The sequence below is a fragment of the Rhizobium sp. LC145 genome, assembly GCF_001005825.1.
GTDB lineage: Bacteria > Pseudomonadota > Alphaproteobacteria > Rhizobiales > Rhizobiaceae > Neorhizobium.
On the sequence record NZ_LBHV01000005.1, the window covers coordinates 267842 to 285700 of the forward strand.

Consider the following 17859-nt stretch of genomic DNA (forward strand, 5'->3'; position numbering starts at 1 on the left):
GGGCGCGGTTGATCCCAGCGCCCTGCCCTCCCCAAAACCTGCTTCGGTTTTCAAGGTGACTGCGGCTCGGTCACGACTTCGACCACCTCCCGCGAACGGATGAAGCCGCCAAGATCGCCATCCATGCCGTTGAACAGATCGACAATAGCACCGCGGGTGACCGGCAGCGTATGAAGGCGCACAATCTTCATATCGCGCAGCGGCTGTTGCCGCCCCTCCTCTTCAATCAGCGCCGTCCTGAACGCCACGAGGTCGCTGCGCGCCTCGTCTACCGATTGGTAGAACTGGCGTGCGCAGTTTTCCAGATCGTCGCCGTAGGAGTAAGTATAGAAGGTAAAGCCCTTGTCGGTCCCTTGATCGATATCGGCCATATCACGGATTCCAAGCAGAGCATTCGCGGTACGCCCCCGCCTATGCTCATTGACCCCTGGTGATCGGGGAGTTCGAAACCGTCACGAAACGGCCCTGTAGCCTTTAGCCGGAGGCCTGTTGCATACGCCACAGGCTCCCCGACCATAAGGTCAAGGAGTGTGGTGCCGTAGCAGCCGACACCAACTTTCGTGAGGGGTTTCGACGCCCCAGGGCAGCGCGTTACTGCCTTATGTTCACTCTAGTATACCAATCCTCGGTTGTCGCGCATTTTTTTGCATGTTCTTCATGCGCTCAACAACAAAATTGGCGGCAAAGACAATGGCTTGCCGGAGGAGAGATCAACGTTTTTTTCCGCAGTCAGTGATGCGACGCAGATGTAGAATGATGGGCGATTAGGGAGGAGAGAAAGATACGCAGGATCTCTCCAGTTTCGTCCTCGTCTTCCCTGACCATTGTATAGAGGTCATCAGTATCGAGGAGGAAGGACACTTTGCGCCGCATGGCAGCAAACGTCAGGCAGGGATGATGGAGAAAGACAAGGGCCGCGCTTTCGACGGCTTCGAAACTCTCACCTTGAGACACCAGATCGTCGCCGGCAGCAGCGCTATTTAGCCATGTCGCCCGTGCCTCAATATAGGTTGAGATTAACCGTTCGAGTTCGAAATCTTGTGCGGGGTCGTTCATGTCGGGGCTACACTCGCTGGACACGGCCGCATATTCCTTTGTAACTTACTTTTTTGGGCGCTAAGTTACGATTATAATAAGTGCTATAACTTTCGTTTTCAATCTCAAACTTACTAAAAGGGAAAGTTTTGATCACAGCTGAACAATGTCGAGCCGCGCGCGGCTTGTTGGACTGGACCCAAGCTGAACTGGCTCGGCGCGTGTCGATCAGCGTGGTTTCGCTCCGGGCATTTGAAGGCGGCCGAGAGATGCGCGCTTCAAATTTGAAGCTCTTGAAGCTGACTTTCGAGCAAGCCGGCGTGGTCTTCATCCCCGAAAACGGTGGCGGCGCGGGCGTACGGCTGGCAAAGCCGCGACATGCGGAATGAAGGGGCGGCAATTTAAAACTTGCCAAACCGAACCCCCGTGATCATATGTAGGTAAAATCACTACTTTGGGATTCCTGCCATGGAAAAAGCCGTATCAGCAGCGGAGGCCAATCGCCGTTTCTCCCTGATCCTCCGCGAGGTTCGGGAGGGAGACAGCTATGTCGTGACCAGTCATGGTAAACCCGTTGCGCGCATTCTCCCCGCCGACGCTCACCAGGAGACTGCCACCGGCGCTCGATCTGCCCTGATTTCCCGCCTCGAAAAACAGCCCATCGTCCAGGCCGGAAAATGGTCGCGCGACGAGCTCTACGAGGATGACCGGTGAGGGTTGCGTTCGACACGAATGTCCTTGCCTATGCCGAAGGGGTCAATAGCAGCGAGAAACGCGATGTTGCGCTTGATCTCGTGCGACAGCTCCCGCAGGCATCTGTCATCATTCCGGCACAGGTGCTCGGTGAGCTCTTCAACGTTCTGGTGCGCAAGGCCGACAGAAGCCGCAGTGAGGCGCGAGAAGTCCTGCTGAGCTGGAAAGATACGTTTTCGGTCATGCCGACCACGCCGGAAGCAATGATGATCGCTGTCGATCTCGTGACAGATCACCGGTTCAGCATATGGGATGCCGTTATCCTGGCGGTCACCTCACAGGCAGGTTGCCGCCTTCTGCTATCGGAAGACATGCATGAAGGCTTCACATGGGGAGGCGTCACCATCGTCAACCCCTTTGCGGTCCCGCGGCACGAGCTTCTGTCCATCCTGCTGAGCGGTCACCCAAATTGAGCGAACGAACCGGGACGTTGAACGAGCTGAGGCCCTTACAGCGGCCGCCGGGCCCACCGCATGTATGTCCAATCGCCCTCACCGGCCGGCACGATCTCGGATAGCTCTGTCGGCTCGGTCAATGTGGCGGCCGGCCAACCGGCTTGGGATCTCAGCCACTCGTCCGAATAAACTGTGGACTGATAGCGGTAGCCTTTGTCCGGCATGATCGCAACGACCGTCTCCTGCGGATGGGTTCGGGCATACCAGGCCCCCACGAGTGCAGCCGCACCGCTGGTCGGGCCGACATACATCGCGCGACGGCGGTACAGTTCCCTGGTGGCACCAAACGCTTGCAACGCGCCCACCCAATGCACCTCGTCAATCAGCGTATGATCGAGGTTCCAGGGGAGAATGCTGTTGCCGAGGCCGCGCAGCAGCCGGGGACCGGCCGCATGTCCGAAGAGCACGCTGTTGTTGGTATCCACGGCGATGGCGCGCATCTCAGGAAAGAGCGAACGGAGATAGCGCGTCGTCCCGCTGAGCGATCCGCCGGAGCCGACACAGCCAACGAGGTAATCTATCCTGCCGAGCTTTTCCACAATCATCTCGGCAAGTCGCGAATAGGCGGCTGGGTTGTCCGGATTGTCATATTGCTTTGGCCAGAACGCTCCTGGTTTGCTTTCCAGCACCCGATGCAGTTCCGCAAGCCGGCCGCTCTGATTGCCGGTCCGGCTCTCGTCTTCCACCAAGATGACGGAAGCGCCAAGCTGTTTCAGTCGTTCCTTGAAACTTGCATCCATCAGGCTTGTGGCGCTGACGATCGTAAACCCGTATCCGCGCACGGCAGCAAGCATGGCCAGCGCCATGGCGAAGGTGCCGGAGCTCGTTTCGGTGATGTGGCCGCCCGGCTGCAAGGCACCGCTTTCTTCGGCGCGATCCAGCATGTAGCGGGCAGGCAGGAGCTTCATGAGATGAAACTGCGCCGCATAAAAGTTTGCCCCGAGCTCGATCATGCGCGGCGTTTCGTAGTCGAGAAGAAAGGATAGCTGCGGTTGCACGTTCATCCCCATACCGGCATGGCATCGGCATTCACGGCAAACCTGAGAATATCAGTGAAGCCGGCTTCGCGGGCAGCCGTTGCGGCGCGCTTTGCCCGAGATGGTGCATCGCGTTCCTTCCCGTCGAGCAGAACGCCCATCAGGTTTCCGCTATGGGCAACCTGAACGCCGCAACCGTCATTCTCTTCACAAATCCGAAGAAGCGCCTCGAAGTGCTTTTTTGGAAGATGTCGCTGGTTGATGCGGGCGCTGGCCGTCGCGACGTGTCCCAACAGGCTGGCATCCTCATCAACGATAGCGCGGCGGGCAAGTCCGCGCAGGACACGAAAGCTTTCGATTTCCGAACTGTCATATTGGGCCGGCGAGAAGGCAAGGGTGTCGACCGGCGGATCATCGCGAGAGACAAATCCGACAACGTACAGGGGTGGGTAATCGCCGGGAAAGTATTCAAGCACCCTGCCCTCGCGGTGCGCAAAGAGAACCACCCGCTCACCGAAGGCAATGCTGTCGCTTGCTGTTTCGGCCTCAACAGCCAGCCGGCAAATCAAGGAACGCCGCAGCTCCACGCCTGTCGCGGCCGCAGCAGCGCGGATTGCCGCGACGACATCCGCCGTCGATGATCCGTAGCCGTAACCAACGGGAATTGAGGTTTCGATGGTGAGGCATCCGGAGACTTGGGAATATCCCAATTCCTGGAAGGTCAGCGCTGCGGCTTTCGCAGCCTTGCTGCGGCCGGGCGGACGCGTGCGGATGTCCCTGCCATCCTCAGGCCAGAAAGTGGCGATGGATTCCGCACATGGAAATGGAAGGGTGAGGAGCGCGCGATGAAGCCTGCCCGCCTCGTCCAGAAAGACGCCTTGCAGGATCTCGCCATGATGGGCGCTGGCCCTGCCGGTTCCGACACGAAGCGGTCGGGAATAGACGTGACCTGGGGCTGTGCGGGTTTCGAATGGAAAGCTGTTGGGAAAGGACATGGTGCGCGCTCTGGGAAAATCGTGACACGTCGTAAGTTTTCTCGGTGCGAGCGATGCTGTCTCTCCTCATTTATGAGGATAAACAATGACTTGACATAGATTTACGCTCTAACGAGTTCTTGAAGAGACGTGATCTTCCGGCCATGTCGGCTGGTCGATTTCCGAGTTGCGAGCCGGGCGGAGCCCGGCGAGCGCCGCCACTCGCGCTTCACGGAGCCGTGAAAATCTGTCATAGACCAGGTCCTCGGGACACCCTGCGGCGGACCGTTGGACCGGACGCGGTGGATGTCATTCACCGCGTCCGGCCCAACCCTTATGATGCCCGTTCCAATAGGGCCCGCGCCTTTCCTTCAAGCTCAAGGCGGGTATCCTGATGCGCCTTGGTGCGGGCATGCGCCGTCAAACCCTGCACAAAGTCGAAAATGCTTTCAGGCGGGCGGCCCTCCTCCTGCAACACTGTTTCGATGATCCTGCCGGTCTCCGCCTTGCTGAACCCGCGACGGCGAAGGAAGGTTTCGCGATCCTCATCGGTGCGGGCGACGATCTTTTCGCGGGCCGCCTTGATGCCGGCGACAAAGGGCGCGGGCGAGGAATTGGCGAAGCTCTTCAGCGCCGGTGCCGCTTGATGCGCGAAACGCTGCGCCGCAAACTTCGAATGCCGGATGGTGATTTCCTCGAAATTCTCGACGCCCCACAAGCAACGGTTCATGCAAACCGCCCTGAGATAGAAGCTGGCGATGCCGAGCGTCTTGCTGCCGACTTCGCTGTTCCAGCAATAGAAGCCCCTGAAATACAAATCGGGCTCTCCGTTCGGCAGGCGTCCGGCCTCGATCGGGTGCGTGTCGTCCACCAAAAACAGGAAAACATCCCTGTCCGAGGCGTAAAGCGTGGTGGTGTCCTTCGTCACGTCCACGAAGGGGTTATGGGTCATGGTCGCCCAATCCAGCACGCCTGGCACCTTCCACATGGTATCGCCCACGCCATTGCCCGCGATCTTCATCACCGCTCCGACAAGCTCATGATCCCAGATACGCCCATAGTCCGGGCCGGTCACGGCACGCAATTCAATCCGGCCGTCGTCCGTTTCCAGCGTCTTGACCAGTTCGGCGCGATGCGAAAGCAAGCCATGCTGCAGATTGATGCCTGCCAACGGCGCGGGGAGTTGCCGCATGTAGGATGCCGGTGCACCCACGAGGCTGCAAAGCTGGCTGAAACTCCAATGCGTCGGAGCAATCGAGGCCTCCTGCCCCGGGACGATAAGCGAAAGCCTTTCCGCATTGTCGCGACTGGCTTCCACGCGCACGGCGCGGCTTTCCACCGTGCGGGCCGTGGCGCGATCCGCCCGCGCCTTCACGGCGTCGTAAAGTTCGGTGAGCGACAAGTACCGCTCGTCATCGGGGCGCGAAAACCATTCCGACGAGACGCGGGTGTTGAGGCAGCCGCGCGACGCATCCACGCGGAAACCGCTGCTGACTGGCTGGCTGTTCTGGCTGCTGCTGATATTCATGTCCTTGCTCCTTTCCCGTTGTTGCCGAAGGCATGTGCTCGGCATGCCTTCCGGGGGCGCGTGAGCGCGCGGGGATGGAGGGGGCAAATGCCGGCGAGCATGACCGGTCTGCCAGCGTGAGCGGAGCGCAATCGAGAAGATCGGAATTATGAGGATTGGCGGCCGTTTTGCGAACCGGCGGGCCTGCCATGCGCAGGCGGCATTTGCGGGGAGCAAGGGGGAAAGTCTCCCTTGGCTCCCACCGGATCGGCAAGGCCCATCCGCAGCCGATGGAGATAAAGCGCGCGCGGCGCTCCGCATCACATGATGGCGGCGGGCATAAGCATGGCCAAGCCCCGCTTTCGCGGGGCTCGTCCGGTTCGGATTTCAGTTGGCCTCGTCGAGGCGGTTGGGGCGCGACCAAGCCAGCACCAGATCGTCGCCGTCTGCTTCGAACAGGCCCGCGTAGATCGGCTTCGGGAAGCTCGGATCGTCAAGCTTCACGGAGTAGAAGTCGCTGCCCCTGTCTGAGCGTTTCTTCCAGGCCGCTCCGAACTCGGCGGTTCCGGCGAATACCCGGAAGACCGGGCCGTTCTCCACCGGCTCCTCGATTGGGACGAACCGTACGCCCTTGACGTTGATCGTGAGGGTCTTGACCGAGCCGGTGAAGCCGTTTTCGGTGCGGGTGAAAGTGCCGATCGTAGCCATGTCGTGATTTCCTTCTGCTGATCGGGCCGCGCCCATCGCGGCCTCGATGGCGGTCGGTGGACCGAAGACGATCGTCCTGCACCCAAAGGGCGGGAACGCAGTGGGAGGCGGCCGGAGGCAGCTTTTTTGGTTCGCGATGCAAAGCCGAAGGCGGCGGAAAAAAGCTGGCGAAGGACGTTGCGGGAACAAGATCGAGGCGGCGCCTGCGTTGCCGGTCTTCGGTCAGACCAGCCTCATCGAGGTCGCCGTGGTGCGGCCTGAATCAGTGAAAAAAATTACGACACGATTACAATCGATCGAGGGGTTTCGCCCGCACAGAAAACGGCCTTATCGGGTCCATTGCGGCAAGCGCCAAAACATCGACGTCAAGGGCATGAGGTTTCCCTCTCCTTTTGAGAGCCGGTGGAGAACGGCCCCGTTCCTCGGGCCTGCTTCACTTTGATCCGTTCGATGCCGGACGGCGTGAAAGGCGTGGTCGCCGCAGCAGCGGCGGCTTCTCCGTGAAGCTTGGCGTTCGGGTTTCTCCCGATGTCCTCTTGCTCTATGCGAGCCTGTTCGAAGCAGACGGCGGAGATATGCGTGTCCTGCGCTCGTACTGCCGTTGCCGTGCCGACGAGAACGACTGAATTCTGGATAGGGCGCGGGCTCTCGAGCCGGGGCGATGACAGGCGAGACCCGCCTTTACCCTTTGCGTCAGGGATCGTCACCGGAGGCGAAGACCCTGAGGGGCTTCGCGAGCCGTCGCAGGCGGCGAGTAGAGCGCGGCCCGCAGGGAGACGCCTAGCGATTCAGACATTACCAAGTTATGTATATCCCAATTGGATATGCGGGGGGCGGAAAACTGGGTATGACCTTCCGCTAACGGGCATCGAACATGGATGGATCGGCCAGCCTTGCCATCGCCGAAAGGCCGACAAATGCGCCGCCAGCAATGCAGAAGATTTGCTGCCAGACTTCGGAGGGAACGGCTTCGCCGGTGATGCCGTGCACGAGGGCATAGCCCGCGATCGCGGCAGGGACCGCGAAGATCACGGAGATGAAAAGGCGCAGGATCGGTGAGCGCAGCGTGGCATAGAGGTAGGCTAGAACGCCGTAAGCGGCCGCGCCAGCGACAATCCCTACGATGCCGGCACCGACATATCCCGCGCCGGTGGCGAAGGCGAAACGGGTCACCGTGATGGCGAACAGAAACGGTAGGGCATAGGTGGCCAGCATATAGGCGAGCGCGCACATGGCGAGGATCAGCACTGCGGACAATGCGATCAACGGAACCATCTTGAACCTTCCCCCTTCACGCCGAACATCGTCACAGGCCGGTTGCTCCGGCGCGCCGACATGACACGCCGGGTTGCTGCTTCAAGCGACGATCATCCCGGCATGGCTCGCCATTTTTGTATACCGGCTGAGCCGGTGCTCGCCCTTGAAGTATAGGTCGCGTTCGACCGGCAACCCAAGCCCGCCGCGAAGATCTTCTATTTCACTCAACATGACGTAGCCCAGCTCGGGACTGCCTAGCCCAAGGTCGCACAGGCCGAACAGCCGCAAATCGCCGTCTGGTTCCTCGTATCCTTCGGTGATCAGCCAAGTTGCGCTGCCGTCTGGCGTGAACAACTTTACGACCGGCCGCTGGTCGAAGTCTTCCCGTTCCTGGCTGGCTCGGCCATTCTCGATGAGACGGGCGCGCAGTTCGTCGGGGATCAGAGCTTCGGTGCGGGGAAATCGCCGTGTCATAACGCCGCCTCCCCTGCCTCGTCCCAAAGCTCCGCATCCTCGTTGATCCGGTAGCGGACGCGGAAGGCGCCGATAGCGCCTTCCTGCCGTTCCAGCTTACGGGTCAGGGTGTCGATCTCGGCACGTCGCTCGAAGCGGAGTTGGGCTACGATTTCCTGATATCGGCGCTCGTCCGCAGTCGTCCATGTCGAGGTCGAGCGGCCATATTGCCTGGTCTTAACACGGGCGGTGATCGCCATGCGCTCGGCGCGCTTCATGATCTGCCTTTCGATGATCTCGATGTGGTTGCGGGTTTCTTCGCAAGCCCTCACCATGCGGGCCAGCATTGCCCGCTGCTCGGCATAGGTTCTCATTGTCGTGGTTCCTGTGATGCGCTGGCGGTTCCCGGCCGCTGCACTGCCGCGACCCGGGAATTCCCCGGCGCAATGAAGAAGGAGGCCGGAACCGCGCGACGGCTCCGGCCATGGCCGCTCACTCGGCGGCGTCATGGAAGACGGGTGCGTCTTCCGCCGCATTCGGGTTCTCGGCGGAGGTAGGCTCGCCTGCATCCGGTTTTCTTGCTTCGGACGCGCCGTCCGCTGCTGCTTCCGCAGCCGTCTCGGCGTCGGCTTCCGCCTGCGGTGCTGCAGGCGATGCGGGTTGCTCGGTGCGCAGCAACGGCGGAAGCCATCCGGTTCCGGCCAGAAGCTGCTCGGCGGCTTCCGCCATCTGCACCTTCTTCATACCTGAGAGCCGTTCCGCCGTCTCGTCGCCAAGGGCTTCCCCCACGGCGGCGAGGATGTGCGCCTTGGTGATGCGCCCGAGATAGGTCCGCACGGTTGGCGTCCACTGCTGGCTCATGTCCAGCGCAAGCGCGGTCGCCAGCTTGTCAGCGGTTTCAAGAGCGCGCGGCTTGTGATCCCATGGCAGTTTGACGGCACTGACGGTTAAGGACGCGCAGTGCGCGAGCAAGGCCATGACGCTCACCTGATCCAGCCCGGCGATGAAGCCCCAAAGGTCCGCAACACCCTGCGGCACGTCCGCCGCCCATCCGTCATGGCGATCCGACAGCAGCTTTGCCGCCGCCGTATCCTCGATACCGTCCGCATGCGCTCCAAGCGGTGGGTTGTAAGGCCGGATGTCGAGGGCTTGCGCTTCCTTGCCGCGATAGAACGTCTGGGCGGCGAGCGCATGAGTGACGGCGATCAGAGCAATCTCCGGTTGCTCACCAAGCGCAAGGCGAAGCCCAAGCGTCCGGTGCGCGGTCAGGTCACGGACAAGGCCATCCGAAATCGGCCTGCCCTCTTCCTCCGAATCGTCGGCCTCGCTGTCAGGGTCCGGACTGAAATCATCCTCGATGATCTCGCCGTCCTCGTTCACGCGCACGCCGTCAACCAAGGTTTCACCGTCCGCGTTTCCGTCGTCTTCCGGCTCCGGGACCTCGTCCTCGGGCCGGATGAAGCCACGCTCAATGCGGGCGGTTCCGTCATGATTGAGCGAAACAAATACGCCGCCCCGTGCAAGCGCATCCGGCTCATAGGCGTCCCTCATGCTGTCGAGCCGCTTCATTTCCGCTTCAAGCTCCATGAAGCGGGTTTCGTCGTCCGGGGCGTATTCGTCCACGCTTCCCAACACTTCCGCCAACCGTTCATGTTCCTCTTGCGCGGCGATGTAGGCGGCTTCGTCCTCGTCCGAAAGGTCGACAAGCGCCGGATAGACGCGACGGAAGCCATGGGCATATGGGAAGTCGATCGAGGCATTCGCCCACTTCCAACCCTCCGCCTGAACGTCGGCGGCGATGCCTTCCAGCTTCTCGATGACCAGTCGGTCGAGAAGCGCGGCGTCTTCGAAGTATCCGCCGCGATCATCGGTGAACAGGTCGCGGACGATATAGCCGCCCGCTTGCGTATAGGCTTCCGCTCCGACGAAAATCGCCTTGCGGTCGCTCGCGTGAATATGGGTGTGAGTCAGGTCGCGGCGGATAATGTGCGGCTCGCGGTTGTAGCCGAGACCGGCATAAACCTGCTCCTGCCGCGCATGATCATCGGTGATAGCGAAGGCCTGCAACTGGTCGAGCTTCAAGCCGCCTTCGCGATAAATCTGCATCAGCTTCGGGCTGACTGCCCCGAGCCGTAGCCGCTGCCTGACGACATGGGCGCTGACGCCGAAGCGGGCAGCGATTTCTTCCGCTCCCCATCCGCGATTTTCCGCAAGTTCGCGAAACGCCTCGAACTGGTCGGCGGGGTGCATCGCGGCCCGGTTCACGTTCTCGTCAAGGCTGATCTCGAACGGGTCGTTTGCCGTATCGATGATGCAACGGACGGCTTCCGTCTTCCTGATTTCCTTGCGTTTGACGCGGAGGAGCTGTGCCAGCCTGCGGCCTTCTCCGATGGTCACGAAATAGAAGCCGGTGGGCTGCGCGTCCGGATCATATTCCGGCTCCACCACGAGGTTTTGCAGGATGCCCTTGGCGGCGATGCTGGCCGCATAGGCTTCGATAGTTTCCTGGCTGTGCGGGGTTTTGCGCGCATTGCGCGGCGATTTCTTGAGCTTGTTGAGGGGAATGAAGACCTCCCCGCCGGTGACGGCCTCCGATGCGGTATCCGCAGCCGCAGCGACATCCGCTGCCGCTTCCGGGGCGGTGTCCGTCGGAATAGTTTCCACATCCGCGACGTTTTCCGCGTCGAACGCAATGACGTCCGGTTCCTGCGCTGGCAAATCCGCCACCGCATTCACTCCCGCTTCTCCGACGCTGCGGGTTTCCACATCCGCTGCCACGTCTTCCACCGTCGCGAGCGCGACGGCCTTGGCCTTCTTCGATATCCTTGCCATTGTTCCAATCCTTTCCTTGCGTAAATGCCGGAGGCATGTCTCCCCGACATGCCTCCCGGGGGCGCGTGAGTGCGCGGGGATGGAGGGGGCAAATGCCGGCGAGCATGGCCGGGCTGCACGGCGAGCGGGGGGGGGTTGGATGCATTGAACCGCGCTGGATTATTGCACCGCTCTGCGAGCGGGCGGCCCTGCCGTGTGCAGGCGGCGTTTGCAGGGGAGCAAGGGGGAAGACCCCTTGGCTCCCCCAGGGATCGGCAAGGTGTCAGCCGCAGCCGACCAGAACAAGGAGAGCGAAGCTCACCTTATGGAAATCGGAAAATTCCGATCGGAAAGGCGCGGCCATCTGGCGGCGGTCCGGCCATGCAGTATAGCGGGCGCATTCCCCTCTATTATGTGCAGGATATGGACGCCTGGGCGGACACACGGCTTTCCAAACCGGTCCATTCAACATCGGAAAGAAGCTAACACGTCTCTGTGGCTATTAGGCCGCTTCAGCCAGGCCCGTGGTGCGGCCAACCCCGCGCTATCACCCGAAGAACCCCCTTCGATGCCCGGCATGCTTGCCGCGCAGCGACTTGATTTTACCCGGACGGCGCCGCGATCGCGAGAGATCGGCACCGCCGACTTATCCTGCTGCCGGAGGTGCGGCGAACGCCGATTTTTATCCCTTCGGCCGAACTCGCATGTAAACCTCGCTGCTGCCGTCCTTCTTGAACGCCACGACATCGTAGGAGGCGTTGGGATCGGTGCCCATTCCGAGCGACCCGCGCGGCATCCCCGCGACAGCGAGCCCCGCGATCTCTGGCTGATCAGAAATGAGCTTTTCGACCGCTTCCAGGGGAACATGTCCTTCAACGACATAGGAACCAAGGATAGCCGTATGGCAGCCCTCCAATTCCTTCGGGACGCCGTATTTCCGCTTGATCCCATCGAGATCGCTGACCTCTTGCACATCCACCGCAATATCCGCTTCTGCGATGGCGTCAGCCCAAGCGCCGCAACAGCCACATGTCGGGTCTTTGTACACCGTCATTTTCGCCTGAGATGCAAATGCCGCACCGGACTTGCCCACCGCGACCGCGACGATGGCCGAGCAGATAAAATGTCTCCTGTTCATGCCAGAACTCCTTTCATAGATGTTTTTTGGGTTTCCTCCGGCTGGACTTTCGGTAAGCGCCAGCCTTTCACGAGCGCATAGACGGCGGGAATGACGACGAGCGTGAGGATCGTCGAAGAGACCATTCCGCCGATCATCGGGACGGCGATGCGTTGCATGATCTCGGAGCCCGTCCCTGTGCTCCATAATATCGGCACGAGACCGGCCATGATGGCGACGACAGTCATCATCTTGGGACGGACACGTTCGACGGCGCCCACCATGATCGCTTCATGCAGGTCGGTCCTGGTAAGGGTCTTACCGCTTCTGCCGCATACCTCTTGCCGATCCTTGAGCGCGTGATCGAGATAGATCAGCATAATAACGCCGGTTTCAGCGGCCACGCCCGCCAATGCGATGAAACCGACTGCAACTGCCACGGACGCATTGAAGCCCAACCACCACATCAGCCAGATGCCGCCGACGAGCGCGAACGGCAATGAGAGCATTACGATGAAGGTTTCGGTCAGCGCACGGAAGTTCAGGTAAAGCAGCAGGAAAATCAGCGCGAGGGTGAGCGGAACGACGATGAGCAGCCTGGCTTTGGCACGCTCCAGATATTCGAACTGGCCGCTCCAACCGACAGAGTAGCCCGGTGGCAGTTCAATGCTTTTGGCGACGGCGTCCCGCGCATCGGCAACATAGCCTCCGAGATCCCGGCCGGCGATATCGACGAAGATATAGACCGCAAGCTGGCCATTTTCGGTTCGGATGCTGGTCGCTCCCCGGCTCAGGTTTACTTCCGCCACCTCCCCCAATGGAACGGATCCACCACCCGGGATTGCCACCTGAACCTCGCGGGCGATTGCCTGGGGATCGCTTCGGAACGCTCGCGGATAACGGACGGTCACCCCATACCGCTCGCGCCCTTCCACCGTCGATGTAACGACTTCCGCCCCCAGAGCCATTCCGATGACCTCTTGGACGTCGTCCACGGTCAGACCATATCGTCCGAGTTTGATGCGGTCTGGGATGATATCGAGGTAATATCCGCCGATCACACGCTCGGCATAGGCGCTTGATGTTCCCGATACGGTCTTTAAAACCGCTTCGATGTCTCGCGCGATGCGCTCCATTTCCTTGAGATCGGTGCCGAAGACCTTCACGCCGACAGGTGTGCGGATGCCGGTTGAGAGCATATCGATGCGAGCGCGGATCGGCATCGTCCAGGCATTTGAAACACCTGGAAACTGAAGTGCGGCATCCATCTCCTGCTTCAGGCTGTCGATGGTCACGCCGGGCCGCCATTCAGATTTCGGCTTGAGGGTAATGATCGTCTCGAACATCTCGGTCGGAGCGGGATCGGTCGCCGTCAGGGCCCTCCCAGCCTTGCCGAAAACCGTCTTCACCTCAGGAAATGATTTGATGATGCGATCCTGTGTCTGCATCAGCTCCGCCGCTTTGGTGACGGATAGACCCGGCAGGGTCGTTGGCATGTACATGAGCGTGCCCTCGTTCAACGCGGGCATGAACTCGCTGCCGATCTGTCGTGCCGGCCATACTGTCACGGCCAGCGCGACCAACGCGATCAGGATCGTGATCGTTTTTGCCCGAAGGACCGTGGCAATAATCGGTCGATAGAGCCAAATCAGCAACCGATTGATCGGGTTCCTATGCTCGGGCACGATCTTGCCGCGAACGAACACGATCATCAGGGCGGGCACCAGAGTGATGGAAAGAAGCGCCGCAGCCGCCATCGCAAACGTCTTGGTGAACGCCAGCGGACCGAATAGTCGCCCCTCCTGGGATTCCAGAGTGAAGATCGGCAGGAAGGAGACCGTGATGATGAGGAGACTGAAGAATAGCGCGGGCCCAACTTCGCTCGCTGCATCGATCAGGACCTGAGTTCTGTTCTTGTCAGGGGGGGCACGTTCAAGGTGTTTGTGTGCGTTTTCGATCATCACGATTGCGGCGTCGATCATCGCCCCAATGGCAATGGCGATCCCGCCAAGGCTCATGATGTTCGCGCCGATCCCCAACATCCGCATCGATATGAAGGCAATCAGAATGCCGATCGGAAGCATGATGATTGCGACCAAGGCGCTCCGGACATGGAGAAGAAAGACGATGGTCACCAGGGCGACGACAATGGACTCCTCGATCAAAGTGCCCTTCAGGGTCTCGATTGCAGCATTGATCAGTTCAGAGCGGTCGTAGACCGGGACGATCTCGGTCCCGGACGGCAGGCTTTTCGCGACTGCCTCCAGGTTCTTTTTCACTCCGTCGATGACGGTAAGGGCATTGGAACCAAAGCGCTGAAGCACGATACCGCTCGCGACTTCCCCCTCGCCATTCAGCTCTGTAATGCCACGTCGTTCATCGGGAACGGCCTCAATCCGCGCAACGTCACGAAGCCGAAGCGCTGCTCCGTTTTCCGTCATGAGAACGATGTTCTCGATATCGGTGATGCCCTGCAGGTACCCCCTGCCTCGAACCATGAACTCAAATTCCGAAAGTTCGACAGTCCGGCCGCCGACATCCCGATTGCTGGCCCGGACAGCCTCGGCAACTTGCTTGAGGGTAATGTTCTGGGCACGCAGGCGGATCGGATCCACGACGACCGAATACTGTTTTACGAAGCCGCCGACGCTGGCCACTTCCGAAACGCCTTCCGCCTTGGAAAGACCGAAGCGGACAACCCAGTCCTGAAGCGATCGCAGTTCGGCCAGAGACAGTTCCTTGGCGATCAGCGCGTACTGGTACACCCAGCCGACGCCGGTTGCGTCGGGACCCAGACTGGGCGCGACGCCGTCCGGCAGACGGCCGGCCGCGGCGTTAAGATATTCAAGCACTCGGCTGCGTGCCCAATAGGGATCGGTTCCATCTTCGAAGATGACGTAGACGAACGAGACACCGAAGAAGGAGAAGCCCCGCACGACCTTCGACCGCGGGACGGTCAGCATGGACGTCGTCAGCGGGTAGGTGACCTGGTCTTCAACCACCTGCGGCGCTTGCCCGGGATAGTCCGTATAGACGATCACCTGGACATCCGACAGATCAGGAATTGCATCCAGCGGCAGCGTCCGGAGCGAATAAACTCCAGCCGCTATCGCCAACGCCGCTCCGACAAAGATCAGCAGCAGGTTGTGAGCAGACCATGCGATGACGCGGGCGATCATGGCTCTACCTCCTGGGGCGTCATTGCATTGAGTGCAGAGGTAAGATTGCTTTCGGCGTCGAGCAGGAAGTTGGCGGAAATGACGACCTTCTCGCCCTCTTCAATGCCCTCTTTCACCTCGGACAGATCGTTTCCGCGTATACCCGGTTTCACGTTACGGGGTTCGAACCGGCCCTCCCCTTTGTCGACGAAAACGACCTGTCGGCTGCCAGTCTCCACGATGGCGGAGGACGGAAGGGCGATAACCGGCTGGTCATTGCCGGTCGCTATCTCGACCTCGGCAAACATGTTCGCCAGCAACCGGCCGTCGGGATTGGGAAGCTCGATGCGAACCTTTGCGGTTCTGGTCTGTGCCTGCACATCGGGATAGATGAGGCCAATGGTGCTGTGGAACTCCTCGCCCGGCAGGTTGGCCAGTTTCACGGTGACCGGTTGGCCGGCTTTTACGGATGCAAGATCGTACTCCGGCACGTCGGCTATGACCCAGACGGTGGAGCTGTCGGCGATGCGGAAGAGGACATCGCCTGCTTCGGCCATCATGCCGGTCGTGGCCGGCCGTTCCAGCACGACCCCATTGCTCGGGGCATAATATTGCAAGGACCGCGGAACCGCCCGATCCTTGGCAATCCCTCTGATCGTGTCCTCCGGCACGCCGAGATTTCGAAGCTGCAGCCCGCCTCCGGCGTTCAGGTCGGCTTCGGCTCCGCCCCGGATCTGCGCGGCAAACTCTGCCGCCGCGCGAGCAATATCACCCGAATAGAACGAGAAGAGCCGATCGCCTCGAGACACCTGGTCACCGGTCGTTACGTTCGCGACATCGTCGATGAAGGCGTCGGTACGCATGGCAACCACCTGAATACGCCGCTCGTCGAACTGGACTGTGCCCGGCACACGTATCTTGCGCTGAATGATTTGACGTTCGGCGATGGCGGTTTTGACACCGGTTCGCTGGAGCTTGCCGAGCGATAGTCGAATTGACCCCGCATCCGCTTCTTCGCCCTCATAGACGGGCAGGTAGTCCATTCCCATGGAATCCTTCTTCGGAACCGGTGAGGTATCCGGAAGTCCCATGGGGTTGCGATAGTACAAGACCCTGCGTTCCGCCTTGTTGACCTGCGGCGGCACATCGGCGCGGTCGAAGCTGATGTCTTCGCTTTCCAGCACGGCCTTGAAGGGGCGCCCATCATCCGTATTTCTAGGCCCTGACGAATACTCCGGCATCCCGTCGGGATGCCGATAGTAGATGATCCTGCCGCTCCCGGCGCTTTCTGATGGCGCGGCGACAGCCACGCCTTCCAGAAAGGCCGCGACGTGCCCTTGGCCGACACCATTTGTTCCGGCCGCATAGCCCGCCGCTCCAACGACGGCGAGCGTGGCGGTGCCGAGGAGAAAACGGGAGATACTCACGGCTTGGCCTGCAGAACGAGTTCACCCTGGACCGTCTCGGCCTCGCCCTGGACCTTCGCGGCCAGTTTGAAGCGCCAGCCGCCCTCCATGGAAAGGTTCGTTTTGAACCTATAGACGCCTGGCTCCTCGGACGGGACGGGTTCCACCTTTGTCGTCATGGCTTCCATTCCTTCAGGAGCCATGTCCATCCGCGTGGTGAAAATGACGGCATCGGGAACCGGTCTGCCCGTCCGCTTGTCATTCAACCGAACGGCCACAATCGCTTCCGGGCCCTGGTCCACCGCGGACTCGACAAGCTGGAATTCATAATCATTGGCTGCAGCAAAGGCGCCGACTGCGGGAGCATTGATCAGGAGTGCGGCGACAGCCACACGAACGCTGTAAATAATCGTCTTCATTGGAATCTCACTTGAGCGCGCGCTCGGCGTCGCCCGGACGTTGACGTCAGACCGCTCCGACGATCGGGCGGCCATTTCGAATGTCATTTGTGTGAGATCAGGCCTTCGGAGGTCGCGCAGGAGGTTCCGAAATGGCGGACAGGTGGAGGCTTTCCCGCATGGGGGCATAAATCTGGTCGCCCAGCGCGACGTCGATCGTCCATTCCAAAGCGGGGGAGAGGTTCGCGACGAGGCTAGTCGAACAAACCAGCGCCAGAAGGCAGGGTTTTCCGCAGTCCGGCTTCTTCACGGGCTTTTCTTCGGGGCAGCAGGGCATGCCGGCGTCTGTTTCCGGCATTCCGGCCATCTCCATCTGGCCGTCAGCCGATGAAGCCACGGTCGCCATAGCCGTACCAAGGCTCGCGGGGGCGAAGAGCACCCCGAGCAAGGCAAACAGCAATAAGAAGCGCCGAAGCGCAATGACCGCGACCATGCATGAATGTTCGCACATGGCGGCGACGGTGTGAAGTGGTTGTGTGCTAAAGTCGCCGCGACCAGGTGGCGCGGCCAGAAAATTTCAGATCGCTCTTGACCCTCCCACCGTTGGAAACTCCACATTGGAGTGGTCAAGCTGAATGGAGACCCCAATGTACAAATTCGAAGTCCCGGACATGACCTGCGGCCACTGCGCGAGCACCGTGGAGAAGGCTATCAGAATGGCGGATCCGAACGCCTCGGCAAAGGTCGATCTCGACAGTAAAACGGTCTCCGTGGAGACAAAGATAGCTTCGGAGGTGATCAGTGCGTCCATCGCCGATGCCGGATACACGCCGTCGCTCTCGAAGTGACC

General features: G+C 60.6%; 19 protein-coding genes. 4 read left to right on the forward strand and 15 right to left on the reverse strand.

The features are described from left to right. Positions 1-50: 50 nt before the first annotated feature. Positions 51-371: a hypothetical protein gene (locus YH62_RS16725; protein WP_046795369.1), complete on the reverse strand. Its 321-nt coding sequence runs from the start codon at positions 369-371 to the stop codon at positions 51-53. Between the two features lie 358 nt (positions 372-729). After that, entirely contained in the window at positions 730-1056 is a 327-nt protein-coding gene (locus YH62_RS16730) for a hypothetical protein (RefSeq protein WP_046795370.1), read from the reverse strand. A gap of 128 nt (positions 1057-1184) precedes the next feature. On the opposite strand from YH62_RS16730, the gene YH62_RS16735 reads away from it, so the two are divergent. The 3 genes from YH62_RS16735 to YH62_RS16745 all read left to right on the forward strand — a co-directional run bounded on the left by YH62_RS16735 (position 1185) and on the right by YH62_RS16745 (position 2201). After that, entirely contained in the window at positions 1185-1424 is a 240-nt protein-coding gene (locus YH62_RS16735) for a helix-turn-helix transcriptional regulator (RefSeq protein WP_046795371.1), read from the forward strand. A 79-nt stretch (positions 1425-1503) separates the two neighbouring features. Continuing rightward, positions 1504-1749 (forward strand): type II toxin-antitoxin system prevent-host-death family antitoxin, encoded by a 246-nt coding sequence (locus tag YH62_RS16740; protein ID WP_046795372.1) that lies wholly within the window; start codon positions 1504-1506, stop codon positions 1747-1749. Next, positions 1746-2201 carry a PIN domain-containing protein gene (locus YH62_RS16745; protein WP_046795373.1) on the forward strand — a complete coding sequence of 152 codons (456 nt, stop codon included), beginning with the start codon at positions 1746-1748 and terminating at the stop codon, positions 2199-2201. Before YH62_RS16740 ends, YH62_RS16745 begins: the two co-directional genes overlap by 4 nt. Positions 2202-2236: 35 nt before the next feature. On the opposite strand, the gene YH62_RS16750 is transcribed toward YH62_RS16745, so the two are convergent. From YH62_RS16750 to YH62_RS16810, 13 genes are all read right to left on the reverse strand, one after another. Then, entirely contained in the window at positions 2237-3247 is a 1011-nt protein-coding gene (locus tag YH62_RS16750) for a cysteine synthase family protein (RefSeq protein WP_046795374.1), read from the reverse strand. Then, on the reverse strand, positions 3244-4215 hold the full coding sequence (locus YH62_RS16755; RefSeq protein WP_082118389.1) for a kinase: 972 nt from the start codon (positions 4213-4215) through the stop codon (positions 3244-3246). Before YH62_RS16755 ends, YH62_RS16750 begins: the two co-directional genes overlap by 4 nt. A gap of 313 nt (positions 4216-4528) precedes the next feature. Next, entirely contained in the window at positions 4529-5722 is a 1194-nt protein-coding gene (locus YH62_RS16760; protein ID WP_046795375.1) for a hypothetical protein, read from the reverse strand. Positions 5723-6088: 366 nt separating this feature from the next. Further along, positions 6089-6409 (reverse strand): DUF736 domain-containing protein, encoded by a 321-nt coding sequence (locus YH62_RS16765; RefSeq protein WP_046795376.1) that lies wholly within the window; start codon positions 6407-6409, stop codon positions 6089-6091. Between the two features lie 858 nt (positions 6410-7267). After that, positions 7268-7684: a hypothetical protein gene (locus YH62_RS16770; protein ID WP_046795377.1), complete on the reverse strand. Its 417-nt coding sequence runs from the start codon at positions 7682-7684 to the stop codon at positions 7268-7270. 81 nt (positions 7685-7765) lie between these two features. After that, complete coding sequence (locus YH62_RS16775; RefSeq protein WP_046795378.1) at positions 7766-8140, reverse strand: DUF2958 domain-containing protein; 375 nt, start codon at positions 8138-8140, stop codon at positions 7766-7768. Continuing rightward, positions 8137-8493, reverse strand: coding sequence for a hypothetical protein (locus YH62_RS16780; RefSeq protein WP_046795572.1), 357 nt, complete (start codon positions 8491-8493; stop codon positions 8137-8139). Before YH62_RS16780 ends, YH62_RS16775 begins: the two co-directional genes overlap by 4 nt. 118 nt (positions 8494-8611) lie before the next feature. Continuing rightward, positions 8612-10951: a ParB/Srx family N-terminal domain-containing protein gene (locus YH62_RS16785; RefSeq protein ID WP_046795379.1), complete on the reverse strand. Its 2340-nt coding sequence runs from the start codon at positions 10949-10951 to the stop codon at positions 8612-8614. A 661-nt stretch (positions 10952-11612) separates the two neighbouring features. After that, a complete protein-coding gene (locus YH62_RS16790; RefSeq protein WP_046795380.1) occupies positions 11613-12068 on the reverse strand; it encodes a DUF411 domain-containing protein in 456 nt (151 codons plus the stop codon). Next, positions 12065-15226, reverse strand: a complete 3162-nt coding sequence (locus YH62_RS16795; protein ID WP_046795381.1) for a CusA/CzcA family heavy metal efflux RND transporter — start codon at positions 15224-15226, stop codon at positions 12065-12067. The genes YH62_RS16790 and YH62_RS16795 overlap by 4 nt, the downstream gene beginning before the upstream one ends. Then, complete coding sequence (locus tag YH62_RS16800; protein ID WP_046795382.1) at positions 15223-16632, reverse strand: efflux RND transporter periplasmic adaptor subunit; 1410 nt, start codon at positions 16630-16632, stop codon at positions 15223-15225. Before YH62_RS16800 ends, YH62_RS16795 begins: the two co-directional genes overlap by 4 nt. Then, positions 16629-17030, reverse strand: coding sequence for a FixH family protein (locus tag YH62_RS16805; protein ID WP_137326599.1), 402 nt, complete (start codon positions 17028-17030; stop codon positions 16629-16631). The genes YH62_RS16800 and YH62_RS16805 overlap by 4 nt, the downstream gene beginning before the upstream one ends. Positions 17031-17127: 97 nt before the next feature. Beyond that, entirely contained in the window at positions 17128-17502 is a 375-nt protein-coding gene (locus YH62_RS16810) for a hypothetical protein (RefSeq protein ID WP_052760439.1), read from the reverse strand. Positions 17503-17656: 154 nt separating this feature from the next. Between YH62_RS16810 and YH62_RS16815 the strand changes: the two genes are divergently transcribed. Beyond that, positions 17657-17857: a heavy-metal-associated domain-containing protein gene (locus YH62_RS16815; RefSeq protein WP_046795384.1), complete on the forward strand. Its 201-nt coding sequence runs from the start codon at positions 17657-17659 to the stop codon at positions 17855-17857. Positions 17858-17859 lie beyond the last annotated feature (2 nt).